22 protein-coding genes are annotated in these 20,631 nt (G+C 53.8%); 21 read left to right on the forward strand and 1 reads right to left on the reverse strand.

The features are described from left to right. Positions 1–32: 32 nt before the first annotated feature. From yabG to NYE24_RS20285, 8 genes are all read left to right on the forward strand, one after another. Entirely contained in the window at positions 33–941 is a 909-nt protein-coding gene (gene yabG, locus NYE24_RS20250) for a sporulation peptidase YabG (RefSeq protein ID WP_036696383.1), read from the forward strand. Positions 942–1,211: 270 nt separating this feature from the next. Further along, entirely contained in the window at positions 1,212–1,487 is a 276-nt protein-coding gene (locus NYE24_RS20255) for a Veg family protein (protein WP_036696386.1), read from the forward strand. Between the two features lie 225 nt (positions 1,488–1,712). Then, positions 1,713–1,892 (forward strand): small, acid-soluble spore protein, alpha/beta type, encoded by a 180-nt coding sequence (locus NYE24_RS20260; RefSeq protein ID WP_036696389.1) that lies wholly within the window; start codon positions 1,713–1,715, stop codon positions 1,890–1,892. A 158-nt stretch (positions 1,893–2,050) separates the two neighbouring features. Beyond that, positions 2,051–2,905 carry a 4-(cytidine 5'-diphospho)-2-C-methyl-D-erythritol kinase gene (gene ispE / locus NYE24_RS20265; RefSeq protein WP_036696392.1) on the forward strand — a complete coding sequence of 285 codons (855 nt, stop codon included), beginning with the start codon at positions 2,051–2,053 and terminating at the stop codon, positions 2,903–2,905. 111 nt (positions 2,906–3,016) lie between these two features. Further along, on the forward strand, positions 3,017–3,844 hold the full coding sequence (purR, locus tag NYE24_RS20270) for a pur operon repressor (RefSeq protein ID WP_076161703.1): 828 nt from the start codon (positions 3,017–3,019) through the stop codon (positions 3,842–3,844). A gap of 210 nt (positions 3,845–4,054) precedes the next feature. Then, on the forward strand, positions 4,055–4,342 hold the full coding sequence (gene spoVG, locus NYE24_RS20275; RefSeq protein ID WP_036696395.1) for a septation regulator SpoVG: 288 nt from the start codon (positions 4,055–4,057) through the stop codon (positions 4,340–4,342). 244 nt (positions 4,343–4,586) lie between these two features. Continuing rightward, positions 4,587–5,987: a bifunctional UDP-N-acetylglucosamine diphosphorylase/glucosamine-1-phosphate N-acetyltransferase GlmU gene (gene glmU, locus NYE24_RS20280; protein WP_342476527.1), complete on the forward strand. Its 1,401-nt coding sequence runs from the start codon at positions 4,587–4,589 to the stop codon at positions 5,985–5,987. Between the two features lie 108 nt (positions 5,988–6,095). After that, positions 6,096–7,049: a ribose-phosphate diphosphokinase gene (locus NYE24_RS20285; protein ID WP_019914487.1), complete on the forward strand. Its 954-nt coding sequence runs from the start codon at positions 6,096–6,098 to the stop codon at positions 7,047–7,049. Positions 7,050–7,152: 103 nt separating this feature from the next. On the opposite strand, the gene NYE24_RS20290 is transcribed toward NYE24_RS20285, so the two are convergent. Further along, the gene (locus NYE24_RS20290) at positions 7,153–7,353 is read right to left on the reverse strand and encodes a hypothetical protein (RefSeq protein WP_036696494.1); all 201 of its coding nucleotides are present in this window, start codon (positions 7,351–7,353) and stop codon (positions 7,153–7,155) included. A 90-nt stretch (positions 7,354–7,443) separates the two neighbouring features. Between NYE24_RS20290 and pth the strand changes: the two genes are divergently transcribed. From pth to NYE24_RS20355, 13 genes are all read left to right on the forward strand, one after another. After that, positions 7,444–8,004 carry an aminoacyl-tRNA hydrolase gene (pth, locus tag NYE24_RS20295; protein WP_340750472.1) on the forward strand — a complete coding sequence of 187 codons (561 nt, stop codon included), beginning with the start codon at positions 7,444–7,446 and terminating at the stop codon, positions 8,002–8,004. Positions 8,005–8,094: 90 nt separating this feature from the next. After that, positions 8,095–8,325 (forward strand): anti-sigma-F factor Fin family protein, encoded by a 231-nt coding sequence (locus tag NYE24_RS20300; protein WP_036696405.1) that lies wholly within the window; start codon positions 8,095–8,097, stop codon positions 8,323–8,325. 132 nt (positions 8,326–8,457) lie between these two features. Then, entirely contained in the window at positions 8,458–11,982 is a 3,525-nt protein-coding gene (mfd, locus tag NYE24_RS20305) for a transcription-repair coupling factor (protein WP_036696407.1), read from the forward strand. Beyond that, positions 11,969–13,018 carry a peptidylprolyl isomerase gene (locus NYE24_RS20310; protein ID WP_036696411.1) on the forward strand — a complete coding sequence of 350 codons (1,050 nt, stop codon included), beginning with the start codon at positions 11,969–11,971 and terminating at the stop codon, positions 13,016–13,018. Before mfd ends, NYE24_RS20310 begins: the two co-directional genes overlap by 14 nt. Before the next feature lie 387 nt (positions 13,019–13,405). Then, the gene (gene spoVT, locus NYE24_RS20315) at positions 13,406–13,948 is read left to right on the forward strand and encodes a stage V sporulation protein T (protein WP_036696414.1); all 543 of its coding nucleotides are present in this window, start codon (positions 13,406–13,408) and stop codon (positions 13,946–13,948) included. Positions 13,949–14,156: 208 nt separating this feature from the next. Continuing rightward, the gene (locus NYE24_RS20320) at positions 14,157–15,809 is read left to right on the forward strand and encodes a polysaccharide biosynthesis protein (RefSeq protein ID WP_341027833.1); all 1,653 of its coding nucleotides are present in this window, start codon (positions 14,157–14,159) and stop codon (positions 15,807–15,809) included. Between the two features lie 72 nt (positions 15,810–15,881). Continuing rightward, on the forward strand, positions 15,882–17,381 hold the full coding sequence (mazG, locus tag NYE24_RS20325; RefSeq protein WP_342476528.1) for a nucleoside triphosphate pyrophosphohydrolase: 1,500 nt from the start codon (positions 15,882–15,884) through the stop codon (positions 17,379–17,381). Positions 17,382–17,667: 286 nt separating this feature from the next. Then, positions 17,668–17,940: an HU family DNA-binding protein gene (locus NYE24_RS20330; RefSeq protein ID WP_036696423.1), complete on the forward strand. Its 273-nt coding sequence runs from the start codon at positions 17,668–17,670 to the stop codon at positions 17,938–17,940. Continuing rightward, positions 17,940–18,218 (forward strand): RNA-binding S4 domain-containing protein, encoded by a 279-nt coding sequence (locus tag NYE24_RS20335; RefSeq protein ID WP_036696426.1) that lies wholly within the window; start codon positions 17,940–17,942, stop codon positions 18,216–18,218. The genes NYE24_RS20330 and NYE24_RS20335 overlap by 1 nt, the downstream gene beginning before the upstream one ends. A gap of 141 nt (positions 18,219–18,359) precedes the next feature. Next, the gene (gene yabP / locus NYE24_RS20340; RefSeq protein ID WP_076161693.1) at positions 18,360–18,644 is read left to right on the forward strand and encodes a sporulation protein YabP; all 285 of its coding nucleotides are present in this window, start codon (positions 18,360–18,362) and stop codon (positions 18,642–18,644) included. Beyond that, entirely contained in the window at positions 18,641–19,204 is a 564-nt protein-coding gene (gene yabQ / locus NYE24_RS20345; RefSeq protein WP_342476529.1) for a spore cortex biosynthesis protein YabQ, read from the forward strand. The genes yabP and yabQ overlap by 4 nt, the downstream gene beginning before the upstream one ends. 30 nt (positions 19,205–19,234) lie before the next feature. After that, positions 19,235–19,570, forward strand: coding sequence for a septum formation initiator family protein (locus NYE24_RS20350; RefSeq protein ID WP_036696434.1), 336 nt, complete (start codon positions 19,235–19,237; stop codon positions 19,568–19,570). A 125-nt stretch (positions 19,571–19,695) separates the two neighbouring features. Then, positions 19,696–20,196, forward strand: coding sequence for a S1 domain-containing RNA-binding protein (locus tag NYE24_RS20355; RefSeq protein ID WP_036696437.1), 501 nt, complete (start codon positions 19,696–19,698; stop codon positions 20,194–20,196). Positions 20,197–20,631 lie beyond the last annotated feature (435 nt).

A 20,631-nucleotide genomic window follows, 5' to 3' on the forward strand; every position in this document is an offset into this window, starting at 1 on the left:
TGCCCATAACATGGGGTAGAGGTGGTGTTGTGATGAATCTAGGAGACTTGGTCATTCGTAAATCCTATGGCGGCGATGTGACCTTCCGGGTAGACAATATATTGCAGAATAGAGCAGTCATCAAAGGCACGGAGTTCCGTCTGTTGGCGGATTCTCCGCTGGAGGATCTGGTTCAGGTGCCTCCTACACGGGTTACCGAGCGGGGACAGCGTGCACAGATCAAGGCAACAGAATCTCTAACCTGGCTGCGTAAAGACCGGCAGGTGCAGAGCCAGCGAAGCGGAGAGAGTGTATCGGGGTCCACGGGAACCTGGGGCCAATCTCCGAAGGAGGCGGCTTACTTTGAAGTGCCGGGCAAGGTCCTGCATCTGGACGGGGATGCGCTCTATCTGAAGAAGAGCCTGAGCCTCTACGAGCAGCTGCGCATACCGGCGGAGGGACATCATGTCAACGAATCCAAAATGGCAGAGACGCTGTACCGCCTGCTGCCCCGTGTGCGTCCCGATATCGTAGTGATTACCGGCCATGATGGAGTACTTAAGCAACAGCAGAATTATGATCTGTACAGTCTGAGCAGCTATAAGAATTCACAGAATTTTGTGGCAGCCATCCGGGTGGCCCGTGAGTACGAGCGGAATTTCGATGCCTTGACGATCGTAGCCGGAGCCTGCCAGTCGCACTTTGAGGCTCTCCTGGGCAATGGTGCCAACTTCGCCAGCTCCCCGGGCAGAATACTCATTCATGCCCTGGATCCGGTGTATATCGCGGCCAAGGCCTCTTTTACCTCCATCCGGGATACAGTGAACTTAAGCGATGTGCTGAGCCATACGATCAGCGGCAATCAGGGGATGGGCGGAATAGAGACGCGGGGCAGCTTCCGGATCGGAATGCCCCAACTGCAGAACCTGGCTACGCTGAAGGTAGCGCCTTCGATGCTGTAGCCGGGCAAGTGATAACTGAACAGGCGGAAGGAATAGGGTAAGCATTCGTGCTTATCCTATTTTTGCTGCCATGCAAGCAGCTTCTAACACAAGATGGGCCAGGGAGCAGCCAGTCTTCATTACTGATAACAAGGTGCTTGAGTCAGGACTTTCCCCGTCTAAAAAAATTCCGTTGACAACTTTTTTATCATCATCTATAATTATTTATTTAATTTGACAAGTGGTTATAGAAGTTGTATAATGGACAAGGAAAGAGGTGGTCGTCAGGCAATGGCTAATAACGCGCTGTTGGAAATTAAACGCAGTCTTGAAGCTCACGTCGGTCATAAGATCACGTTGCGGGCTAACGGTGGCCGTCGGAAGACCGTTGAACGCACCGGTGTCCTGGAAGAAACGTACCCTTCTGTATTTATTGTCAAACTCGATCAGGAGCAGCAGACATTCAAGCGTGTCTCCTATAGCTATGCCGATATACTTACTGAATCTGTGGAAATCACAGTTACCGAAGACGATGGGCAGATGCGGATTATGTATATCAAAGCTTAGCGTCATGACAGTCTCCCTGCAGGGGGGCTGTTTTTTGATAGAATTTTTATGTTTTGGGGTCCCCGCAAAGTACCTGAGTCATCACCTACGCTAAAGCCCCACTTTGTGGGGTTATTTTGCATGTAGGGGTCTTCCTGAATTATGCTGCATGACACTGGCCTCCTGGCTGCATACTACATAGGCAGTACATTCATCATAGAGCAACTTACAAGGGAGGAATTCGTAATGAGCCGCAGAAGACGGAGCATGATGTCGGAGGAATTGAAGACGGAGCTGGCTAAGGAGCTTGGGTTCTACGAAACGGTTGAGCAGGAGGGCTGGGGCGGAATCCGGGCAGTCGACGCCGGGAATATGGTGAAGAGGGCGATTCAGCTGGCAGAGCAGGCTGCTGCGCGGAAATCGTAAGTTGCTGTAGCGGTGTCATGCCGCACCGGGTATCGCCTGCGGGCGGTACCTTTTCTTCATCATAGAACCGGATGTATATTTAATGGACTTCACTGTCAGTTTCTCATATAATATGTTAAGTTGTTTTGTACGGGAAAAGCTGAGGGTGGGTGAACGCCTTGAAAATGTATGAGAAGGCACCGGCAAAAATTAATCTGATGCTGGATGTGCTGCATAAGCGGGCTGACGGATTTCATGAAGTGGAAATGATAATGACAATGGTCGATCTGGCGGACCGTCTGGAGCTGTCGGAGCTGAAGCGGGATTCGATTATTATCTCAAGCCAGGCCGGATATATTCCGCTGGATGAGAAGAATCTGGCCTTCCAGGCGGCAAGGCTGATCAAGGACCGGTATAACGTCAGAAGCGGCGTACATATCCATTTGGACAAAAGAATTCCGGTTGCTGCCGGTCTCGCCGGCGGAAGCAGCGATGCCGCGGCTACGCTGCGCGGCCTGAACCGGCTCTGGCGCCTGGGCATCCCGGTGCAGGAGCTGCAGGAGCTGGGCGCTGAGCTGGGCTCAGACGTCCCGTTCTGCGTCACAGGAGGCACTGCCCTGGCGACGGGCAGGGGCGAACGGCTGACCCCAATCGCGAATCCGCCGCAAATGTGGGTTATCCTGGCGAAGCCGCCGATCAATGTATCGACGGCTGAGGTATACGGACGTGTGCGCGCTGGCAACATAGCGGTGCATCCGTCCGCGCTCCGCATGCAGCAGGCTCTGGAGGCCGGTGACTTCTCAGCCGTCTGTGAGGGCCTCGGCAACGTGCTGGAGGATGTGACCCTGAAGCTGCACCCTGAGGTGCAGCAGCTCAAGGAAGCGATGCTGAAGCTGGGTGCGGACGGCGTGCTGATGTCGGGAAGCGGTCCGACCGTATTTGGCCTTGTCTCCAAGCACTCCAAGGTGGCGAGAATCTATAACGGTCTGCGCGGATTCTGCAAGGAAGTCTATGCAGTGCGTTCGCTTAGCTAAGCGGAACGGGACCATGCTCTTATAACGGCGGCAAAGCGGTTTCCGCTTGTGTAAATCCGTACAATAATGATATTATTCATAGTAATATTCGGTTTTGGCGAGGAGCATTCCGTGAAAAAACTTAAACGAAGCCAACGGTTAGTTGACATGACCCAATTTTTACTGGAGAAGCCGCATGATCTGCTGCCGCTGTCCACTTTTGCAGAGCGGTACGGTGCGGCGAAGTCATCGATCAGCGAGGACCTGGCTATTATAAAAGAGGTATTTGAAGGCGAAGGGATGGGCGAGCTGCAGACACTGGCCGGGGCAGCGGGCGGAGTGCGGTATATTCCGCGCATGCCCATGGATATGGCGCTTGCCTTCGTGAACCGTCTGTGCGGGCAGCTTGAGCAGAGTGACCGGATTCTGCCGGGCGGTTATCTGTATATGTCAGATTTGCTCGGCCTCCCGTCCCTGATGGAGCAGGCCGGCAAGATCATTGCCACCGCCTTCTACGGCGTGGAGATTGACGTCGTCATGACGGTGGAGACCAAGGGGATTCCGCTCGCGTACGCAACGGCTGCGCAGCTGGGGCTGCCGGTTGTGCTGGTCCGCCGTGACCATCAGGTAACGGAAGGCTCAGCTGTAAGCATCAACTATGTATCGGGCTCCCATAAGAGCATCCATACGATGTCCCTGTCCAGACGGGCACTGCGCGAGAAATCCCGGGTGCTGATTGTCGATGATTTCATGAAGGCGGGCGGCACCGTACGCGGAATGGTAGATCTGCTGGGTGAGTTCAATGCTGAGGTTGCAGGTGTAGGCGTGCTCGTAGAGTCCGGCGATGTGGAGAACGAAGAGCGTCTGCTGCATGACTACGTATCGCTGGTGAAGCTGACAGAGGTGGACTCCAAGGTACGGCGTATTTCGGCGTTTCCGGGCAACTATTTCTCCTCCTGAATGAGTGATAAATGCCGGTTCTGAAAAGTAGGGCATAATGTCGAAACTGTGAGGATTCTTAAGATAACTGCACGAAATCTGTCGAAATTAGGGTTTCAGCAAAAATAATCTTCTTAATCAGGCATTATTTGGAATGAAAAAGAAGGAATTCGCTTTGCTGTGTGGAATTATACACCAAGTCTCTGATGGAAAAAGGTGGTGAACACACACATGCAAATTACGGATGTCAGACTCCGCCGCGTCAACTCTGAGGGGAGAATGAAAGCAATCGCATCCATTACAATCGATAACGAGTTTGTTGTTCATGACATTCGCGTCATCGACGGGAATAACGGGATGTTTGTTGCAATGCCCAGCAAGCGTACACCTGACGGAGAATTCCGCGATATCGCACACCCGATTTCTTCGGGAACGCGCGAAAAGATTCAATCTGCGGTTCTGGCCGAGTACGAACGTGCCGCTACGGAGGAAGAGGAAGTTATTGAAGAGGGAGCTTAAGCGGTGAACCGCTGACTCTCTGGGAGTTGCTGCCTCCCCAAGGGCGGCACCAGCCCACACCGCTTTATATGTTTCGGGGTCCCCGCAAAATACGTGGGTCAGCCTCGGAGCCAAAGCCTCACTTTGTGGGGTGATTTTATTGGGGTTCGAAGAAAAGGGAACCATGCCTGCATGGTTCTCTTTTCTTTTTGCCCGGAATGAGATATATTCAGTAGTGAGTTCAAGAAGTAGGGGGTTGGCATTCTTGAAAAGAATGGCTGTTGTACTTGCTGCAGGTCAAGGCAAGCGCATGAAATCTAAATTATACAAGGTGCTGCACCCTGTCTGCGGTAAACCGATGGTAGGGCACGTGCTTGATACAGTGAAAGCGACCGGATGCCAGCGTAATGTAGTTGTTGTAGGCCACGGCGCCGAGAAGGTTAAGGCATATTTAGGCGAGGATGCCGAATATGTGCTGCAGGATGTCCAGCTTGGAACCGGTCATGCTGTTAAGCAGGCCAAGGATCTTCTGGGCAGTGAAGAAGGAACCACCATTGTTATCTGCGGCGATACGCCGCTTGTCATGAGCGAGACACTTGAAGGCATGATGGCTTTGCATGAAGCACAGAATGCTGCTGCAACTGTCCTTACTGCTGTTATGGAGCAGCCTGCCGGATATGGCCGGATTATCCGCGGCGAAGACGGCGGAGTGCTGAAGATTGTGGAACAGAAGGACTGCACAGAGAGTGAAGCTGCGGTTCATGAGATCAATACAGGGACGTATTGTTTTGATAATGCTAAGCTCTTTGCCGCTCTGGAGAAGGTTACGAACACCAACAACCAGCAGGAGTATTATTTGACGGATGTTATCGGCATACTCCGGGCGCAGGGCGATATCGTTCTGGGTTATCAGGCCCATGATTCAGCGGAGTCCATTGGTGTAAATGACCGTCTGGCGTTGTCTGAAGCCGAAGGCTATATGCGTCAGCGCATCAACCGGAAGCATATGCTCGGCGGAGTCACTATCATCGACCCGGCTTCAACCTATATCGGGGCAGAGGTTGAGATTGGAGCAGATACGGTGCTGTATCCAGGCACGGTGCTCAAGGGCAAGACAGTGATCGGCGAAGATTGTGTGATCGGTCCGGCAAGTGAAATTGAAGACTGCGTGATTATGGACGGAGCGGCTGTGAAGCATTCCGTACTGAATCAGGCTCAGGTCGGCACACGGGCTTCCGTTGGGCCTTTTGCGTATTTACGTCCCGGCACCGTTCTGGGTGAGGGTGTTAAGGTCGGCGACTTCGTAGAGATCAAGAATGCTACAATCGGCGACGGCTCCAAGGTATCTCATTTAAGCTATGTAGGCGATGCTGAGGTCGGCAAGAATGTAAATATTGGCTGCGGCGCGATCACCGTAAATTATGACGGCTATAATAAGTTCAGAACTGAGATTGGCGATGATGCCTTTATCGGCAGCAACGTGAACCTTGTTGCTCCGGTTACAGTGGGCAAGGGCGCATTTATTGTCGCCGGTTCCACCATTACGCGTCCAGTTTCGGAGAACGATCTGGCGATTGCCAGAGCAAGGCAGGAGAATAAGCCGGGTTATGCAGAGAAGATCCGCTCCCGGGCCAAGGCGAAGAAAGGCCAGCATAGTCCATCGTAAAGCGTGTAAGCAGAAAGCAGCTGTAGGCTTAGAGCGCCGGACGGACTTCTTGCACATCCGCGCCGGTGCTTTGGCCAGTTAAATTCCGTCACGGAGGGTTTATATTTTATGACTTATTGTGATTCCAAACTCAAGATTTTCACCTGCAACTCCAATCCTAAGCTGGCCAGCCAGATTGCTGATTATATCGGCATTCCGATGGGCGAGTCCCATACGACCAGCTTCAGTGACGGAGAAATTCAGGTTAAGCTGTCGGAGAGTGTCCGGGGCTGTCATGTCTATATCGTACAGTCCACCTGCGGACCGGTGAACGACAATCTGATGGAGCTTCTGGTGATGGTAGATGCGCTTAAGCGTGCCTCAGCGAAGAGCATCAATGTCGTGATTCCTTACTACGGGTATGCCCGTCAAGACCGTAAGGCCCGTTCCCGTGATCCGATTACGGCCAAGCTGGTAGCGAACCTGATTGAGAAGGCGGGTGCACATCGCGTCATTACTATGGACCTTCATGCAATGCAGATTCAAGGCTTCTTCGACATTCCTGTGGATCATCTGCTGGGTGTTCCGATTCTGGCCCAATACTTCCGTTCGAAGCAAATTCAGAACCCGGTGGTCGTCTCTCCTGACCATGGCGGTGTGGTGCGTGCCAGAAAGCTGGCCGACTTCCTTAACGCTCCGCTGGCGATTATCGACAAGCGCCGTCCTGAACCGAACGTCAGTGAGGTTATGAACATTATCGGTAATATTGAAGGCAAAACGGCGATCCTGATCGATGATATCATCGACACGGCAGGAACGATCGTTCTGGGAGCCAATGCTCTGATGGAAGGCGGCGTGAAAGAAGTCTACGCCTGCTGTACGCATCCTGTATTGTCCGGTCCGGCGCATGAACGTCTGGAAAACTCTCCGATCAAAGAAATAATCGTGACGGATACCATTCCAATTCGCAGCAGCAACCCGACCTCCAAGCTCAAGGTGCTGTCGGTAGCTCCGCTTATGGGCGAAGCTATCATTCGCGTACATGAAGAGCTGTCGATCAGTAAGCTGTTCGAAATCGAATAGGCCGCAGGCAGATCAGCAGAAAAAGGGTTACACCTTTCGTCAAGCGGAAGGTGTAACCCTTATCGGCGTGATTCAGCGGCTGGGACTGAGGCTCTTATAACCTTCAATATCCCGGACGGGAGATGAAGGTGAAGAGGCTGCGGTTGTACAAAGTACCCTGCAGCTCTACGAAGCCTTCGTCCACTGCTGTAATCACACCGATGTCTACGTGCGCGTTCCCCCTATAGACTTCAACAGGCACAGCATATTGAATATGGTACTGGAAATGGCGCTGCAGTGTTAAGATATCGCCCTGATGTGGCATGTTCATCACCTGTCTCCGGAGTATAAACTTATTGTACCAAAAACGGAACTCTTCTGCTGAGAGTACCGGGCGGAAAGGAAAACCATAAATATGAAATGGATTGTTGGACTCGGGAATCCCGGAACGCAGTACGCGAAGACCAAACATAATGTCGGCTTCATGGCCCTCGATGAGCTTGCGTCCAGACACGGAATTGCCTTTAACCAGAATAAATGCAAATCGGTAATCGGTGAAGGGATAATCGGCGGTGTGAAGACGGTGCTGATCAAGCCGATGACCTTCATGAACCTGTCCGGGGAAGCGGTACGGGCTTATATGGATTATTATAAGGTCCAGCTGGAAGATATGATTGTAGTCTATGATGACCTGGATACGGAGCTGGGTAAGATCAGGCTGCGTTATCAGGGCAGTGCCGGCGGGCACAATGGCATCAAGTCCATCATTCAGCATACGGGCACCCAGAGCTTCAACCGGGTGAGGATGGGCATATCCCGTCCGGAGCCTGGCTTTGCTATCGTGGACTACGTACTGTCTACCTTCGCCAAGAAGGATGGAGCAAGGCTTGAGAGCATGATAAGTGATACTTGCGATGCTGTGGAATTCAGCCTGCAGCATACCTTTGAACAGACCATGGCCAAATTCAACGGATGAAATATAAGGCATAGGGTTCAAGACCCTGCGGCTAAAGCCTTCCCGGGCGGGGCATACTGGAGGTATATACTACCTTCAGGAGGCATATAGATGGCAATACACTATGTATGCAGGCACTGCCGGACGTTCTTGGGAAGCATTGGCAGAAGCGATATTACAGAGATGCAGCTGGGGCTGCAATCCTTGACCCCTGCGGAGCGCAGAGATATAATAGCGTATGATTCAGAAGGCGAGATTACGGTGAAGGTGACCTGCGATTACTGCAAGCAGGCGCTGGATAACAACCCTGAGCTCAGTCTGCTGGCCAGTCCGCTTCAGTAAGGTGGAAGCGCCTGTCTCTATCGTCATCCGCAAGCCTTGGCCTTATCCGCTGAGGCTTGTTTTCGATTCCAATTATAATAGGTGACAGCGGCGCTGCTGCTGTCAGCCTGTTTAGTAAGAGAGGTGCACCTGTTGTTACAAGGTCTTATAGAAGCTTTTTCCAAGGATACTGATTTCCAGTCTGTCACCCGTGGCATCGCAGCAGGTATGAAGGAACAGCTTATCTCCGGTCTGTCCGGCTCGGCCAGACAAATCATGCTGGCTGCCCTGCATGAGGAGACGCAGCGTCCGCTGCTGGTTGTGACCCATAATATGTTCTCAGCCCAGAAGATGGCTGATGATTTACAGGAAGCGCTTTCCCCGGAACGGGTGCTGCTCTACCCGGCGAATGAGCTTGTGGCGGCTGAGGCCGCTGTCTCAAGCCCGGAGACGCTGGCCCAGCGGATTGATGTACTGACGCGCTGCGCCCAAGGCTTCCGTGGAATTGTAGTCGTTCCCTACTCCGGCGTTCGGAGGCTGCTACCCGCTCCGCATGTCATGGCTGAAGCCCAGCTTACGGTTTCGCAGGACGGAACCTTGCCACTGGATGACTTCCTCATGTCCATGATTGAGATGGGCTATGAGCGGGTGGAGCGTGTAGAGAACCGTGGTGAGCTTAGTGTACGCGGCGGTATTATCGACTTCTATCCCATGACCTCTCCACTGGCTTACCGGGTGGAGCTGTTTGATGATGAAGTAGATTCCATCCGCACCTTCGACCCTATGGATCAGCGCTCCATTGATAAGGTCCGCAGTGTGAAGATTACACCGGCCAAGGAGATTATATTCGATCAACTCCGCCAGGATGCGGCTTCTACCGCTGCGTCTGCGATGCTGGAGCGGCAGCTTGAGAAGATGAGTGACCGTCAGGCCAAGCTGCGTCTGCGTGAGGAGATGGGCCGGGAGCTGGAGATGCTGCGGCAGGGCACCTATTTCCCGGAAGTCTATAAATATATCAGTCTGCTCTACCCTGAACGCATTCATCTGTATGATTACATGGCTCAGGATACTTTGCTTGTCCTGGATGAGCCGGCCAGACTTCTGGAGACCGCCAAGCAGCTGGAGCGTGATGAGTCGGAATGGAATATGCACTTGCTGCAGAACGGCAAAACGCTGCCTGAGCTGCAGCTCTCTGTTGACAGCGATGTTATTATGTACCAGCGTCCGTTCCAGAGCCTGTTTATGTCGATATTTCTGCGTCAGGTTCCGCATATTCAGCCACAGAATATCTTAGGCTTCATCAGCCGCGGAATGCAGGACTTCCATGGCCAGATGAATGTGCTGAAATCCGAGATGGAGCGCTGGCACAAGTCCGGCGTGAAGGTTATCATGCTGGCGAACGGCGAGGAGCGGACGGAGCGTATCCGCCGGGTACTGGATGACTATGGCATTGAGGAGCCGACGATCCTGCAGGGCAACCTGGGTTCCGGCTTCGAGCTTCCTTCGATTCATCTCGCGGTGATCACTGAAGGTGAGATGTTCTCGCAGAAGCAGCGTAAGGCGCGGAAGGTCTCCAAGGGCATTGATAATGCCGAACGGATAAAGAGCTATACCGAGCTGAAGATCGGGGATTATGTGGTTCACCAGAATCACGGGATCGGTAAATATATGGGTATCGGGACGCTTGAGGTCAGCGGCATCCACCGCGACTATATGCATATCCTCTATGCAGGAGGCGACAAGCTCTCTGTTCCAATTGAACAGATTGACCTGATTCAGAAATATGTCGGCTCGGAAGACAAGGAGCCGAAGGTATATAAGCTGGGCGGCAATGAATGGACCCGGGTTACCAGCAAGGTGCGGAGCTCGGTTCAGGATATCGCCGATGATCTGATCAAGCTGTACGCAGAGCGCCAGAGCGCGCTTGGCTATGGCTTCGAGAAGGATACGCAGGAGCAGCACGAATTCGAAGAGATGTTCCCGTATGAGGAGACCCGTGACCAGTTGCGGGCGATCGAAGAGATCAAGAAGGATATGGAGCAGAACCGTCCGATGGACCGGCTGCTCTGCGGCGATGTAGGCTATGGCAAGACAGAGGTGGCGATCCGGGCTGCTTTTAAATCTGCAATAGAGGGCAAGCAGGTGGCGGTGCTCGTGCCGACGACGATTCTGGCGCAGCAGCACTACGAGACCTTCCGCGAGCGCTTCGCCAATTATCCGCTGAATATTCAGGTGCTGAGCCGTTTCCGCAGCCGCAAGGAGCAGAATGATACGATCAAGGGAGTACGCCAGGGAACAGTGGATGTCATTATCGGCACACACCGGCTGCTGTCACAGGATCTGGTCTTCAAGGACCTCGGCCTTCTGATTGTCGATGAAGAGCAGCGTTTCGGCGTGACCCACAAGGAGAAGCTGAAGCGGCTGAAGACCAATGTTGATGTATTGACTTTGACGGCTACACCGATTCCCCGCACGCTGCATATGTCGATGCTCGGGGTGCGTGACTTGTCAGTTATTGAGACACCACCGGAGAACCGCTTTCCCGTACAGACGTATGTGGTGGAGCATAGCCAGACGCTGACCCGGGAAGCTGTGGAGCGCGAGCTGGCCCGTGGCGGGCAGGTCTACTATCTGTACAACCGTGTACAGGGGATTCAGGAAATGGCGGCGCAGATCTCCATGCTGGTGCCGGAGGCAAGAGTGGGTATCGGGCATGGACAGATGTCGGAATCGGAGCTTGAGAAGACGATTCTCGACTTCCTGGACGGGGAGTATGATGTGCTGGTCAGCACCAGTATTATAGAGACGGGTGTCGATATTCCTAATGTTAATACCCTTATTGTTCATGACGCTGACAAAATGGGCCTGTCCCAGCTCTACCAGCTGCGCGGCCGAGTCGGCCGTTCCAACCGGATTGCTTATGCCTACTTCACCTACCAGCGCGATAAAGTGCTGACAGAGGTGGCTGAGAAGCGTCTGCAGTCCATCAAGGAATTCACAGAGCTCGGGTCCGGCTTCAAAATTGCTATGCGCGATCTCTCCATCCGGGGAGCAGGCAATCTGCTGGGGGCGGAGCAGCATGGCTTCATCGCCTCGGTCGGCTTCGATCTGTACTCACAGATGCTGGCGGAGGAAATCCGCAAACGCAAGGTGAGCGTGCTGGGCGAAGAGGATACTTCGCTTAAGCAGGGGAATACGGTCATTGATTTGTCGATTGACGCCTATCTTCCTTCCGAGTATATTTACGACAGTATCCAAAAAATAGAAATCTATAAAAAAGTGGCTGCAGTTGACTCCTTCGAGGATGCCTCCGAGCTTGAAGATGAGCTGCTGGACCGGTTCGGCGAATTGCCGGAAGCCGTTATTAATCTGCTTTCTGTGGCCCGGCTGAAGGTATACGGCAAGCTGTACGGCATGGAATCCATGGTCCGGCGCGGGGATGAGGTCCTGCTTAATTTCCACGAGGGCAGCCTCGGGGCCTTTGATACGGCAAAGCTCGCCAAAGTTGGTAATAGCTTTGAAAGGCGTGTACAATTTGATAAGGATGCCCAGGCAACAATTCGGATCAAAGCTAAGGATTTAGGTGATAAGGAGCTGCTAGATGTGCTGGAGCAATTCCTGACGGCAGCCAAACAGTCTTTAAAATCGAAGGGAGAATTACACAATGTCGTTAAATAAAAAATCCTGGAAGGTACTGGTGGTCTCGCTGACCGCAGCCCTGTCCTTCTCCATGCTTGCTGCCTGCAGCAATAAAAGTGATGATACTGCGGTGGCAACGTATAAGGGCGGAACCATTACCCAGAAGGAATTCAATCTGGATACCCGCGTAATGAAATTCCTGTCCCCCGAGCAGGCGCAGTATCTGGAGATTGATATGTTCAAGGAGTCCATCCTGAAGCAGGAGGTCGCATTCGAATACCTGGCGGACAAGGCCACGGATGAAGCGAAGAAGGCTGCGGAGAAAGAAGTCGATACACAGATCGGCTCGATCAAGACTGCGCTGGGCGACAAATACAAAAGCACGCTGAAGGAACAGGATCTGAGCGAGTCGGACCTGCGTTCCTATATGCAGCGTGTACTTACCGTATATCAGGACATGCTGCTGAAATTAACGGACGAGCAGGTCAAGACCCATTATGAAGCCACCAAGGCTGATTATAGTGTGGCTACGCTGCGCCATGTCCTGGTTGGCCTTACTGATAGCGCCGGCAAGGAGCGGACGGATGCCGATGCGCTGAAGCGCGCTCAGGAAGTGAAGGCGAAGCTGGATGGCGGTGCGGACTTTGCTGCCGTTGCCAAGGAATACTCGGATGATACCAGCACGAAGGAAACCGGCGGTGAATATAAGGACAAGGCTCTGGTAGATTATGTAGCAGAGTTCAAGGCTGCGGCCCACAGTCTTCCGCTGAATACGATCAGTGAGCCGGTCAAGACTACTTACGGATATCACATTATCAAGGTGGAGGCCCGCAAGGACACTACCTTCGATACGCTGACTGCCGACCAGCTCAAAGCCTTGAAGAACGCTGCGGCTTCTGCCAGCCTGGAGACCTTCTTGGAGAAGGACCTGGATAGTCTGGAGATTAAAATCAATCTGCCGAAGAGCTCTGCTGCTGCAGGCAGCGCGGGAGCCACAGCTACACCAGCTCCTGCTGCGGGTTCTGACACGCCAGCCGCTACAGATGCACCGGCTGCTACAGAAGCCGCAAAATAAATTTAGGCTGGACAAGCCGCCGGATGCGCCACGCATCCGGGCGGCTTTTTTAAAAGAATTTATATGTTTTGGGCTCCCCGCAAAGTACCTGAGTCATCATCCAAGCTAAAGCCCCACTTTGTGGGGTTATTTTTTGTCGATACAGAAGGAACCGGGAAGAATGGTGTGGTGGTATAGAAACCCCCGTTAGTGATCATAACTGGAATGATGCGGGACCGGGGCGTTCTCATTCTGCATGAACAATTATATGCGGGGTGACGGATGTATAAGGAACTGGGAAGAGATGAATACTATGGTCAGATATTACGATAAATCACTGGGATTAACCATTCCCATAATGGACAGTAGTTGGACCATACTTCTTAAGAAAGCGGGGCAACATGTGAAATGAAAGCTACTGGTATTGTAAGACGTATTGATGACCTCGGACGAGTTGTTATCCCCAAAGAGATTAGACGCACATTGCGGATTCGTGAGGGCGATCCTCTGGAAATTTTTGTAGACCGCGATGGTGAGGTTATACTGAAAAAATATTCGCCGATTGGTGAATTGGGCGATTTCGCCAAGGAATATGCAGAGTCGCTGTATGAAGGAACAGGGCATATTACCATGATTACGGATCGGGACACGTTCATCGCGCTCGCCGGCGGCTCCAAGAAGGATTATCTGGAGAAGCAAGTGGGTGTACTGCTGGAAAAGGTAATGGAAAGCCGTAAAACGATGCTTGAGAACAATGCAGGCAGCTATGACATCAGCAAGGACCACACGGAGCTGTTATCCACGTATGTGGCAGCGCCTATTATCTCCGGAGGAGACCCCATCGGCTGCGTAGTGCTGCTGAATAAGGATGATTCGGTCAAGATGGCCCAGATGGAAGTGAAAATGGCTGAGACAGCCGCTGCCTTCCTGGGCAAGCAAATGGAGCAGTAATCAGCTGGTGCTGGAGAGCCCCGCTTTTCCTTTGGTTATGATAACCTTAAGGGAATGGCGGGTTTTTGCTGTGGAGGCGGTCCCTCAGGAATGTATGCATGGCCGTTTACACTTCTTCCCTTAGATAAGTTATAATATAGAAATTCATTTGCTTAGGTTAAAGCAAGCTCTATATTATGGCAGTTATGGCTGTAGAAGCAGGTAAACGATGACATCCAATACTCAAGGCTCGAAGCTGCTGCAGGGCGCTTTTATTCTTAGCGCGGCAGCTATTTTCTCGAAACTGATCGGTACGCTCCAGAAGATACCGCTGCAGAATATGGGCGGTGACGCCGCGTTCGGCATCTACAATACGGTCTATCCGCTGTATACCATTCTGGTTACGGTGGCGATGCTCGGGCTGCCTGCCGCCATCTCGCGGTTCGTGGCCGAGGCCTCGGCGGCACAGGACACGCAGAAGGGGCGGCGGGTGCTGCTGCTATCAGCCGGAATTACGGCGGCCAGCGGCCTTTTGCTCGGCATTCTGGTCTACGCCGGGGCTCCGCTCATTGCGGTATGGGTCGGCAGCTCCCATATTGTCCCTGCTCTGCGCAGCAGCGCCTGGGGGCTGGCGGTGGTACCGCTGATGGCGGCACTGCGCGGCTACTTCCAGGGGCTGCATAATATGATGCCGACCGCCGTATCACAGGTGGTCGAGCAGTCTGTCCGCGTGGCGGTCATGATCGCGCTTCTGCTGTATCTGACGGGCGCTGGCGCAGATGCGGCAGGAATTGCTGCCGGTGCGATGCTGGGGCCCGCTGGAGGCGGTATCGCCGGTCTTGGCGTAATGCTGCTGTATTGGCGAAGCCACCGCCGGGACTTGCAGGACAGGCTGCCCCAAGCTTCGTTTAAGAACAGAACAGCATCAGCCGTACGAAGTGCTAAGCAGGGCGTTCCTGCCCGCGAGCTGTTGGCCTATGGCCTCCCGGTGATGCTTGGCGCACTTGCGGTTCCGTTAATCGGCCTCGTCGATGTCTTCACAGTTCCCCGTCTGCTGGCGGGGAGCGGGAGCAGCGAGACGGCGGCGATGGCCCAGTTCGGCATCTATAACCGCGGGCTGCCGCTCGTGCAGATCGTAACGATGCTGGCGACCTCACTCTCGGTCGTCTTCATTCCGGCGCTGGCCGAAGCGAAGTACCAGCGGGATGAGGCCTTGATCCGCACGCGCATCACGCTGTCGCTGCGCTGGTTCTGGCTGCTCGGGCTGGCCGCCTCCGTAGGCCTGGCCGTGCTTGCAGAGCCGGTGAACACGGCTCTGTACGGGGACGCCGCCGGCAGCGGCGCGATGACCTGGCTGGCCTTCACCGCCGCAGGCGGTACGGTCAGCATCATCTCCGCCGCGCTGCTGCAAGGCCTGGGCGCCGTGCGCGCGCCGGCGCTGCATCTCTTGGCCGCCGCTCTGCTCAAGGCGGCCCTCAACCTGCTGCTAGTCCCGCAGCAGGGCATTACCGGTGCGGCCATCGCCGGCGTGGCCGCACATCTTTTCGCAGCAGCGCTGAACGTGCTGCTGCTCTACCGGCAGGGACATCTGCGGCTGCGCGCCGCAGATGTCCTGCTGAAGCCCGCGGCGCTGCTCGCGGGCCTGGGGCTGGTTGCCGCAGCCGTGAGCCACGGCGCAGCCAGGGCGGCAGACGCCGCCGGCTTCGGAGGCGGGCGGACCGCGGCCCTGGCGCAGAGCCTGCTCGGCGTGCTCGCAGGCTGCGCCGTCTTCGCACTCGGCGCAGTGACGCTGCGGCTGCTCAGCGAGAGCGAGCTGCGCCAGCTTCCGGGCTTCGGCCCCCGCTTGGCGGACAAGCTAAAAAAGCTGCGCCTGTTCCCTTAAGGCGCTGACCATACATAGCGTAGCCGCCTCTGCGCATAGCAGAGGGCGGCTGCCTGGAAGGAGTAGACTGGCATGAGCGCAACATTAACGATCGTCGGCCTGGGCTCCGGGAATCCGGACCGGCTGACACTGGGCATCATCAAGAAGCTGAAGGCGGCCTCGGCCGTATACGTGCGGACCGCAGAGCATCCTGTTATGGCTGCACTAGCGGAGATGGAGATAGCCTGGGAGTCCTTCGACGGGCTGTATGAGACGCTGTCGTCCTTCCCTGAGGTCTATGAAGCCATTACGGCAACGCTGATCGAGAAGGCTGCGGCCGCTCCGCAGGGCACGGAGATTGTCTATGCCGTGCCGGGGCATCCCATGGTGGCCGAATCCGCTGTCTCCCTGCTGCGCGGGCGCTGCCCGGAGGCAGGCATTGAGCTGAATATCCTCGGCGGAGAGAGCTTCCTGGATGAAGCGTTCGTCCGTCTGGGCTTTGATCCGATTGAAGGCTTCCAGCTGCTGGATGCCTCTGGTATCCGTAGCTCCCAGCTTCACCCGGAGCTGCATACCCTGATCGGGCAGGTCTATGACAGCTTCACCGCATCTGAAACCAAGCTCTGCCTGATGGAGCTGTACCCGCCTGAGTATGAGGTGATTGCTGCACATGCGCTTGGTGTGGAAGGCGAGGAGCAGATTCTCCGTGTGCCGCTGTACGAGCTGGACCGGCTGGACGGCTATGGTAATCTGTCGCTGGTATATGTTCCGGCGAGCCGTGCGGATGAAGCGCGTAACCGCACCTTTGCCCGGCTGCATGAGATTGTCGATATTCTGCGGAGCCCCGAGGGCTGTCCCTGGGACCGTGAGCAGACGCATGAATCCTTGCGCAAAAATCTAATCGAAGAGACCTATGAGGTGCTGGAGACGATTGACGAGGATGATCCGGACCATATGAAGGAAGAGCTGGGCGATCTGCTGCTCCAAATTATGCTGCACTCCCAGATGGAAGAAGAGCTGGGAACCTTCAGTGTCTACGATGTCATTGAGGGGCTGAATGAGAAGCTGCTGTTCCGCCACCCGCATGTCTTCGGTGATCAAGCGGCTGGCAATGCCGAGGAGGCACTGCAGAACTGGGAAGGGATGAAGGCCGAGGAGAAGCGGCGCAAAGGCGTGGAGCCCGAAGCCCTGTCCGCACTTAGCGGGGTTCCAAGGGATCTGCCGGCACTGATGAAGGCGTACAAGCTGCAGAAGAAGGCATCTAAAGTCGGATTCGACTGGGACAATACCAGCGATGTGCTGGCTAAGATCCGCGAGGAGATTGACGAGCTTCAGGAGGCGATTGAGACGGGACAGTCTGCCGGGGAGCAGATGCTGGAGCTGGGCGACCTGCTGTTCGCAGCCACCAATGCGGCCCGCTTCATTGGAGCCGATCCGGAAGAAGCACTGACCCGCACCAACCGTAAGTTCGTAGCCCGGTTCGAATATATTGAGCGGCGTCTGCGCGATCAGGGTGTCCGGCTGGAGGACAGCCCGCTCGAAGAGATGGAAGCCCTCTGGCAGGAAGCCAAGGCGGAAGAGCGGAAGCAATAGATTCTAGAATTATAGTCTTCTGCAGTATATCACGCGCGGTTCACGGCAATGCTGTGACTACGGCGCTAATCTCTGATTTGAAATGCAATGAGAGGTTTATAATGTTATAGTGCTATATGCCCCCATATCCTACGCAAGATGTTACTTTTTCAAAAAAAACGGCGGAACGTGGCAGGAATTGAGGGTGGAATCCAGAATATCATAAAGACGAAATGACGATTTGCCGTGATTTTCCGGTAAACCTGATTTTCATTTATTTTTTGTATCCTAGGAGGAACTTCAAATTATGAACAAGACAGATCTGGTAAACAACATTTCCGAGAAAAGCGGATTGGCCAAAAAAGACGTAGAAACCGTACTCAACGGAGTTCTGGGCGAAATTACAGAAGCTCTAGCAAGCGGAGATAAAGTACAGCTGATCGGTTTCGGTACTTTTGAAACGCGCAAACGTTCCGGCCGTACCGGCCGTAACCCGCAATCGGGCGCACCTATCGAAATTCCTGAATCCACAGTGCCGGCCTTCAAGGCAGGCAACAAGCTCAAAGAAGCCGTTAACTAATGCGACTGGACAAGTTCCTGAAGGTCTCCCGTCTGATCAAGCGCCGCACCGTGGCCAAGGATGTGTCCGAACAGGGCCGCGTGTTGATCAATGGACGGGAGTCCAAACCAAGCAGTACGGTGAAGATCGGTGACGAGATTACCGTGCAGTTCGGCCAAAAGCTTGTGACGGTCAAAGTGGAAAAGCTGGTGGAAACTACCCGCAAGGACGAGGCCGCCGGAATGTATACCCTGCTCCGTGAAGAGCCGGTTGTCAAAAGTACTGGACTCGATTGGTAGTAGATCATCGAAGTGTAAGGTTAAGAGGTATTCCCAAAGCCGGAAGACGGCGGAGCGGAATACCTCTTTTTTCTTCTTTTAACCGGTTCTATACCCTGTCCTTCCTTCATAGATTAGAACCAAGAAGGAGGGGTACATGCTATGATCGAGCCAGCCAAAGGGAGCAAACAGCATGATCTGCACATGCGCAGCCGCAAGCAGATTGAGCTTACCGGTGTGCAGAATGTGGAGAGCTTTGATAGCGAAGAGTTTCTGCTGAGTACAGAACTCGGCCAACTGACTATACGGGGTACTCATTTACATATCAAGAATCTAAGTCTGGAGAATGGAATGCTGTCTCTTGAAGGCAATGTTCATTCCCTGATTTATCTGGACCCCGGGACGCAAGGCAAAAATAAAGGGATTCTCCGCAAGCTGTTTAAATGAATCCCTCCGTACAATGGATCACCCTGCTATATATGATTCTGGCCGGCATTGCCATGGGACTGGCCTATGACAGCTACCGGGTGCTGTCGCAGAAGCTGAAGTTTCCCCGTTGGCTGAATGCGCTGCTGGATCTGCTGTACTGGATAGGGGCGGCCCTACTGGTCTTTCGCATGCTTTATGCCGGAAACCAGGGACAATTGAGGTTTTATGTCGTTCTTGGCCTCTTTCTAGGTGTATGGATCTATTTTTTGATCTTCAGTATTACGGTGCAGCGTTTTGTGGTAAGGTTAATTCAGTCGGTTCAGTATGTATGCAGGATGTTATGGCGTTTCGTTACCATAGTCATCGGAGGTCCGATTCTCTGGCTGTGGCGCCTGGTTAAGGGAACAGTGCTGCTGCTCGGCCGGGTCCTTCTTTATATTTGTAAGCTGCTGCTGCGTCTAACCAAGCCAATCTGGGTACTTCCTGTAAGGTGGGCCTCTCCGTATACATCCCGGTTCGTTCATAGCGCCCGGATCGTGAGAATCACCGAGTGGATATCAGGGTGGCGGAAGCGCTGACCTTGAACCCTGGAACTGGAGGTAAGCTGAATGAACAGATTCTCTGCGGAAGAGAAGAATACGAACCACAATGCTTCGGCCGCAGGCGCGAAGAGAAGAAAGTTTATATGGATTCTTGTGATGGCTGTTTTCTTCGGCTGGGCCGGATACACTTTCTTTGCCCAGAGCGCAGCAATCGCCGACAAGAGCGAACAGCTCGCCCGTAAGACAGAGAACAGTGAGAGTGTAACAGCTACGCTGAATCAATTGAAATATGAGGTCTCGCGGCTGAATGACGATGAGTATATCGGACAATTAGCGCGTAAATGGTACAATATGTATCCTGCAGGGGAATCACCTATCCGTACCGAGCAATCCGGGCAATAAAAGCAGGCGAAAAGAGGCTTACGCTGTGTTGCCTTGCTTTGCTCTTTACTGTATAATCAAATCACCGCAGACAGGATGGACATTATATTCGTCTGTATATTTTTAAGGGAGGATCATTTTATTCTATGGCAATTGAAGTGGGCACCAAGTTAGAGGGCAAGGTGACAGGCATCACGCATTTCGGAGCATTTGTGGATCTGTCAGGAGGTGTCACAGGTCTCGTTCACATCTCGGAGATCGCCGATAACTACGTCAAGGATGTTAACGATCATTTGAAGATTGCGGATGTAGTAACCGTTAAGGTGATCAATGTTGACAAGGACGGCAAGATCGGACTTTCCATTAAGCAAGCCGTTGATAAGCCGGCATCGGAAGTACGTCCCCCCAGAGCTCCAAGACCTGAACGTCCAAGCGGTGGAGACCGTTTCGGCGGTGGTGGCGGCAGTGGCGGAGGCGGCGGTGGATTCAATCGTGAACGGGGTGGGCGTCCATTCAAGCCTGCAGCCGGTAAACCTTCATTCGAGGATAAAATGTCACGCTTCCTGAAAGACAGCGAAGAACGGATATCTTCGATCAAGAAGAACACAGAAGGAAAGCGCGGCGGCCGTGGAGCCAAGCGCGTATAATCTGAGTCTTGCACATCATAAATAAACCGCTGGGGCGCTTACGCCCTTCGCGGTTTTTTTGTGTTTGTGCCCGCGGGCCGAATGTAGGCGAAAAACCGACTACAATCGGCAACGTGGAGGCGTACGGACCAAATGTAATCGGAAAACCGACTACAATCGGCAACGTGGAGGTGTATTGACCAAATGTAATCGGAAAACCGATTACAATTTGCTCGCAACGCAGAGTATGAGCAGCCCAGCGCGCCCCAGCTCTATACCGCGCGCCCCAGCTTCCGGCTATTTTTGTCGGTACCCGGCAAATTGCCGACAGCATCCATGCCATTCTCACATAACTCTAGGGCAATCGCTGACGAATGTCCGCGCGGGCATTACCTGCAACCGGCAGTGCGACTGCGGCAGTCCGCAGCCAATCTTTTACCCCGTACGGGATTGGGA

The organism is Paenibacillus sp. FSL H7-0350 (assembly GCF_038593195.1).
Classification (GTDB): domain Bacteria; phylum Bacillota; class Bacilli; order Paenibacillales; family Paenibacillaceae; genus Paenibacillus_AQ.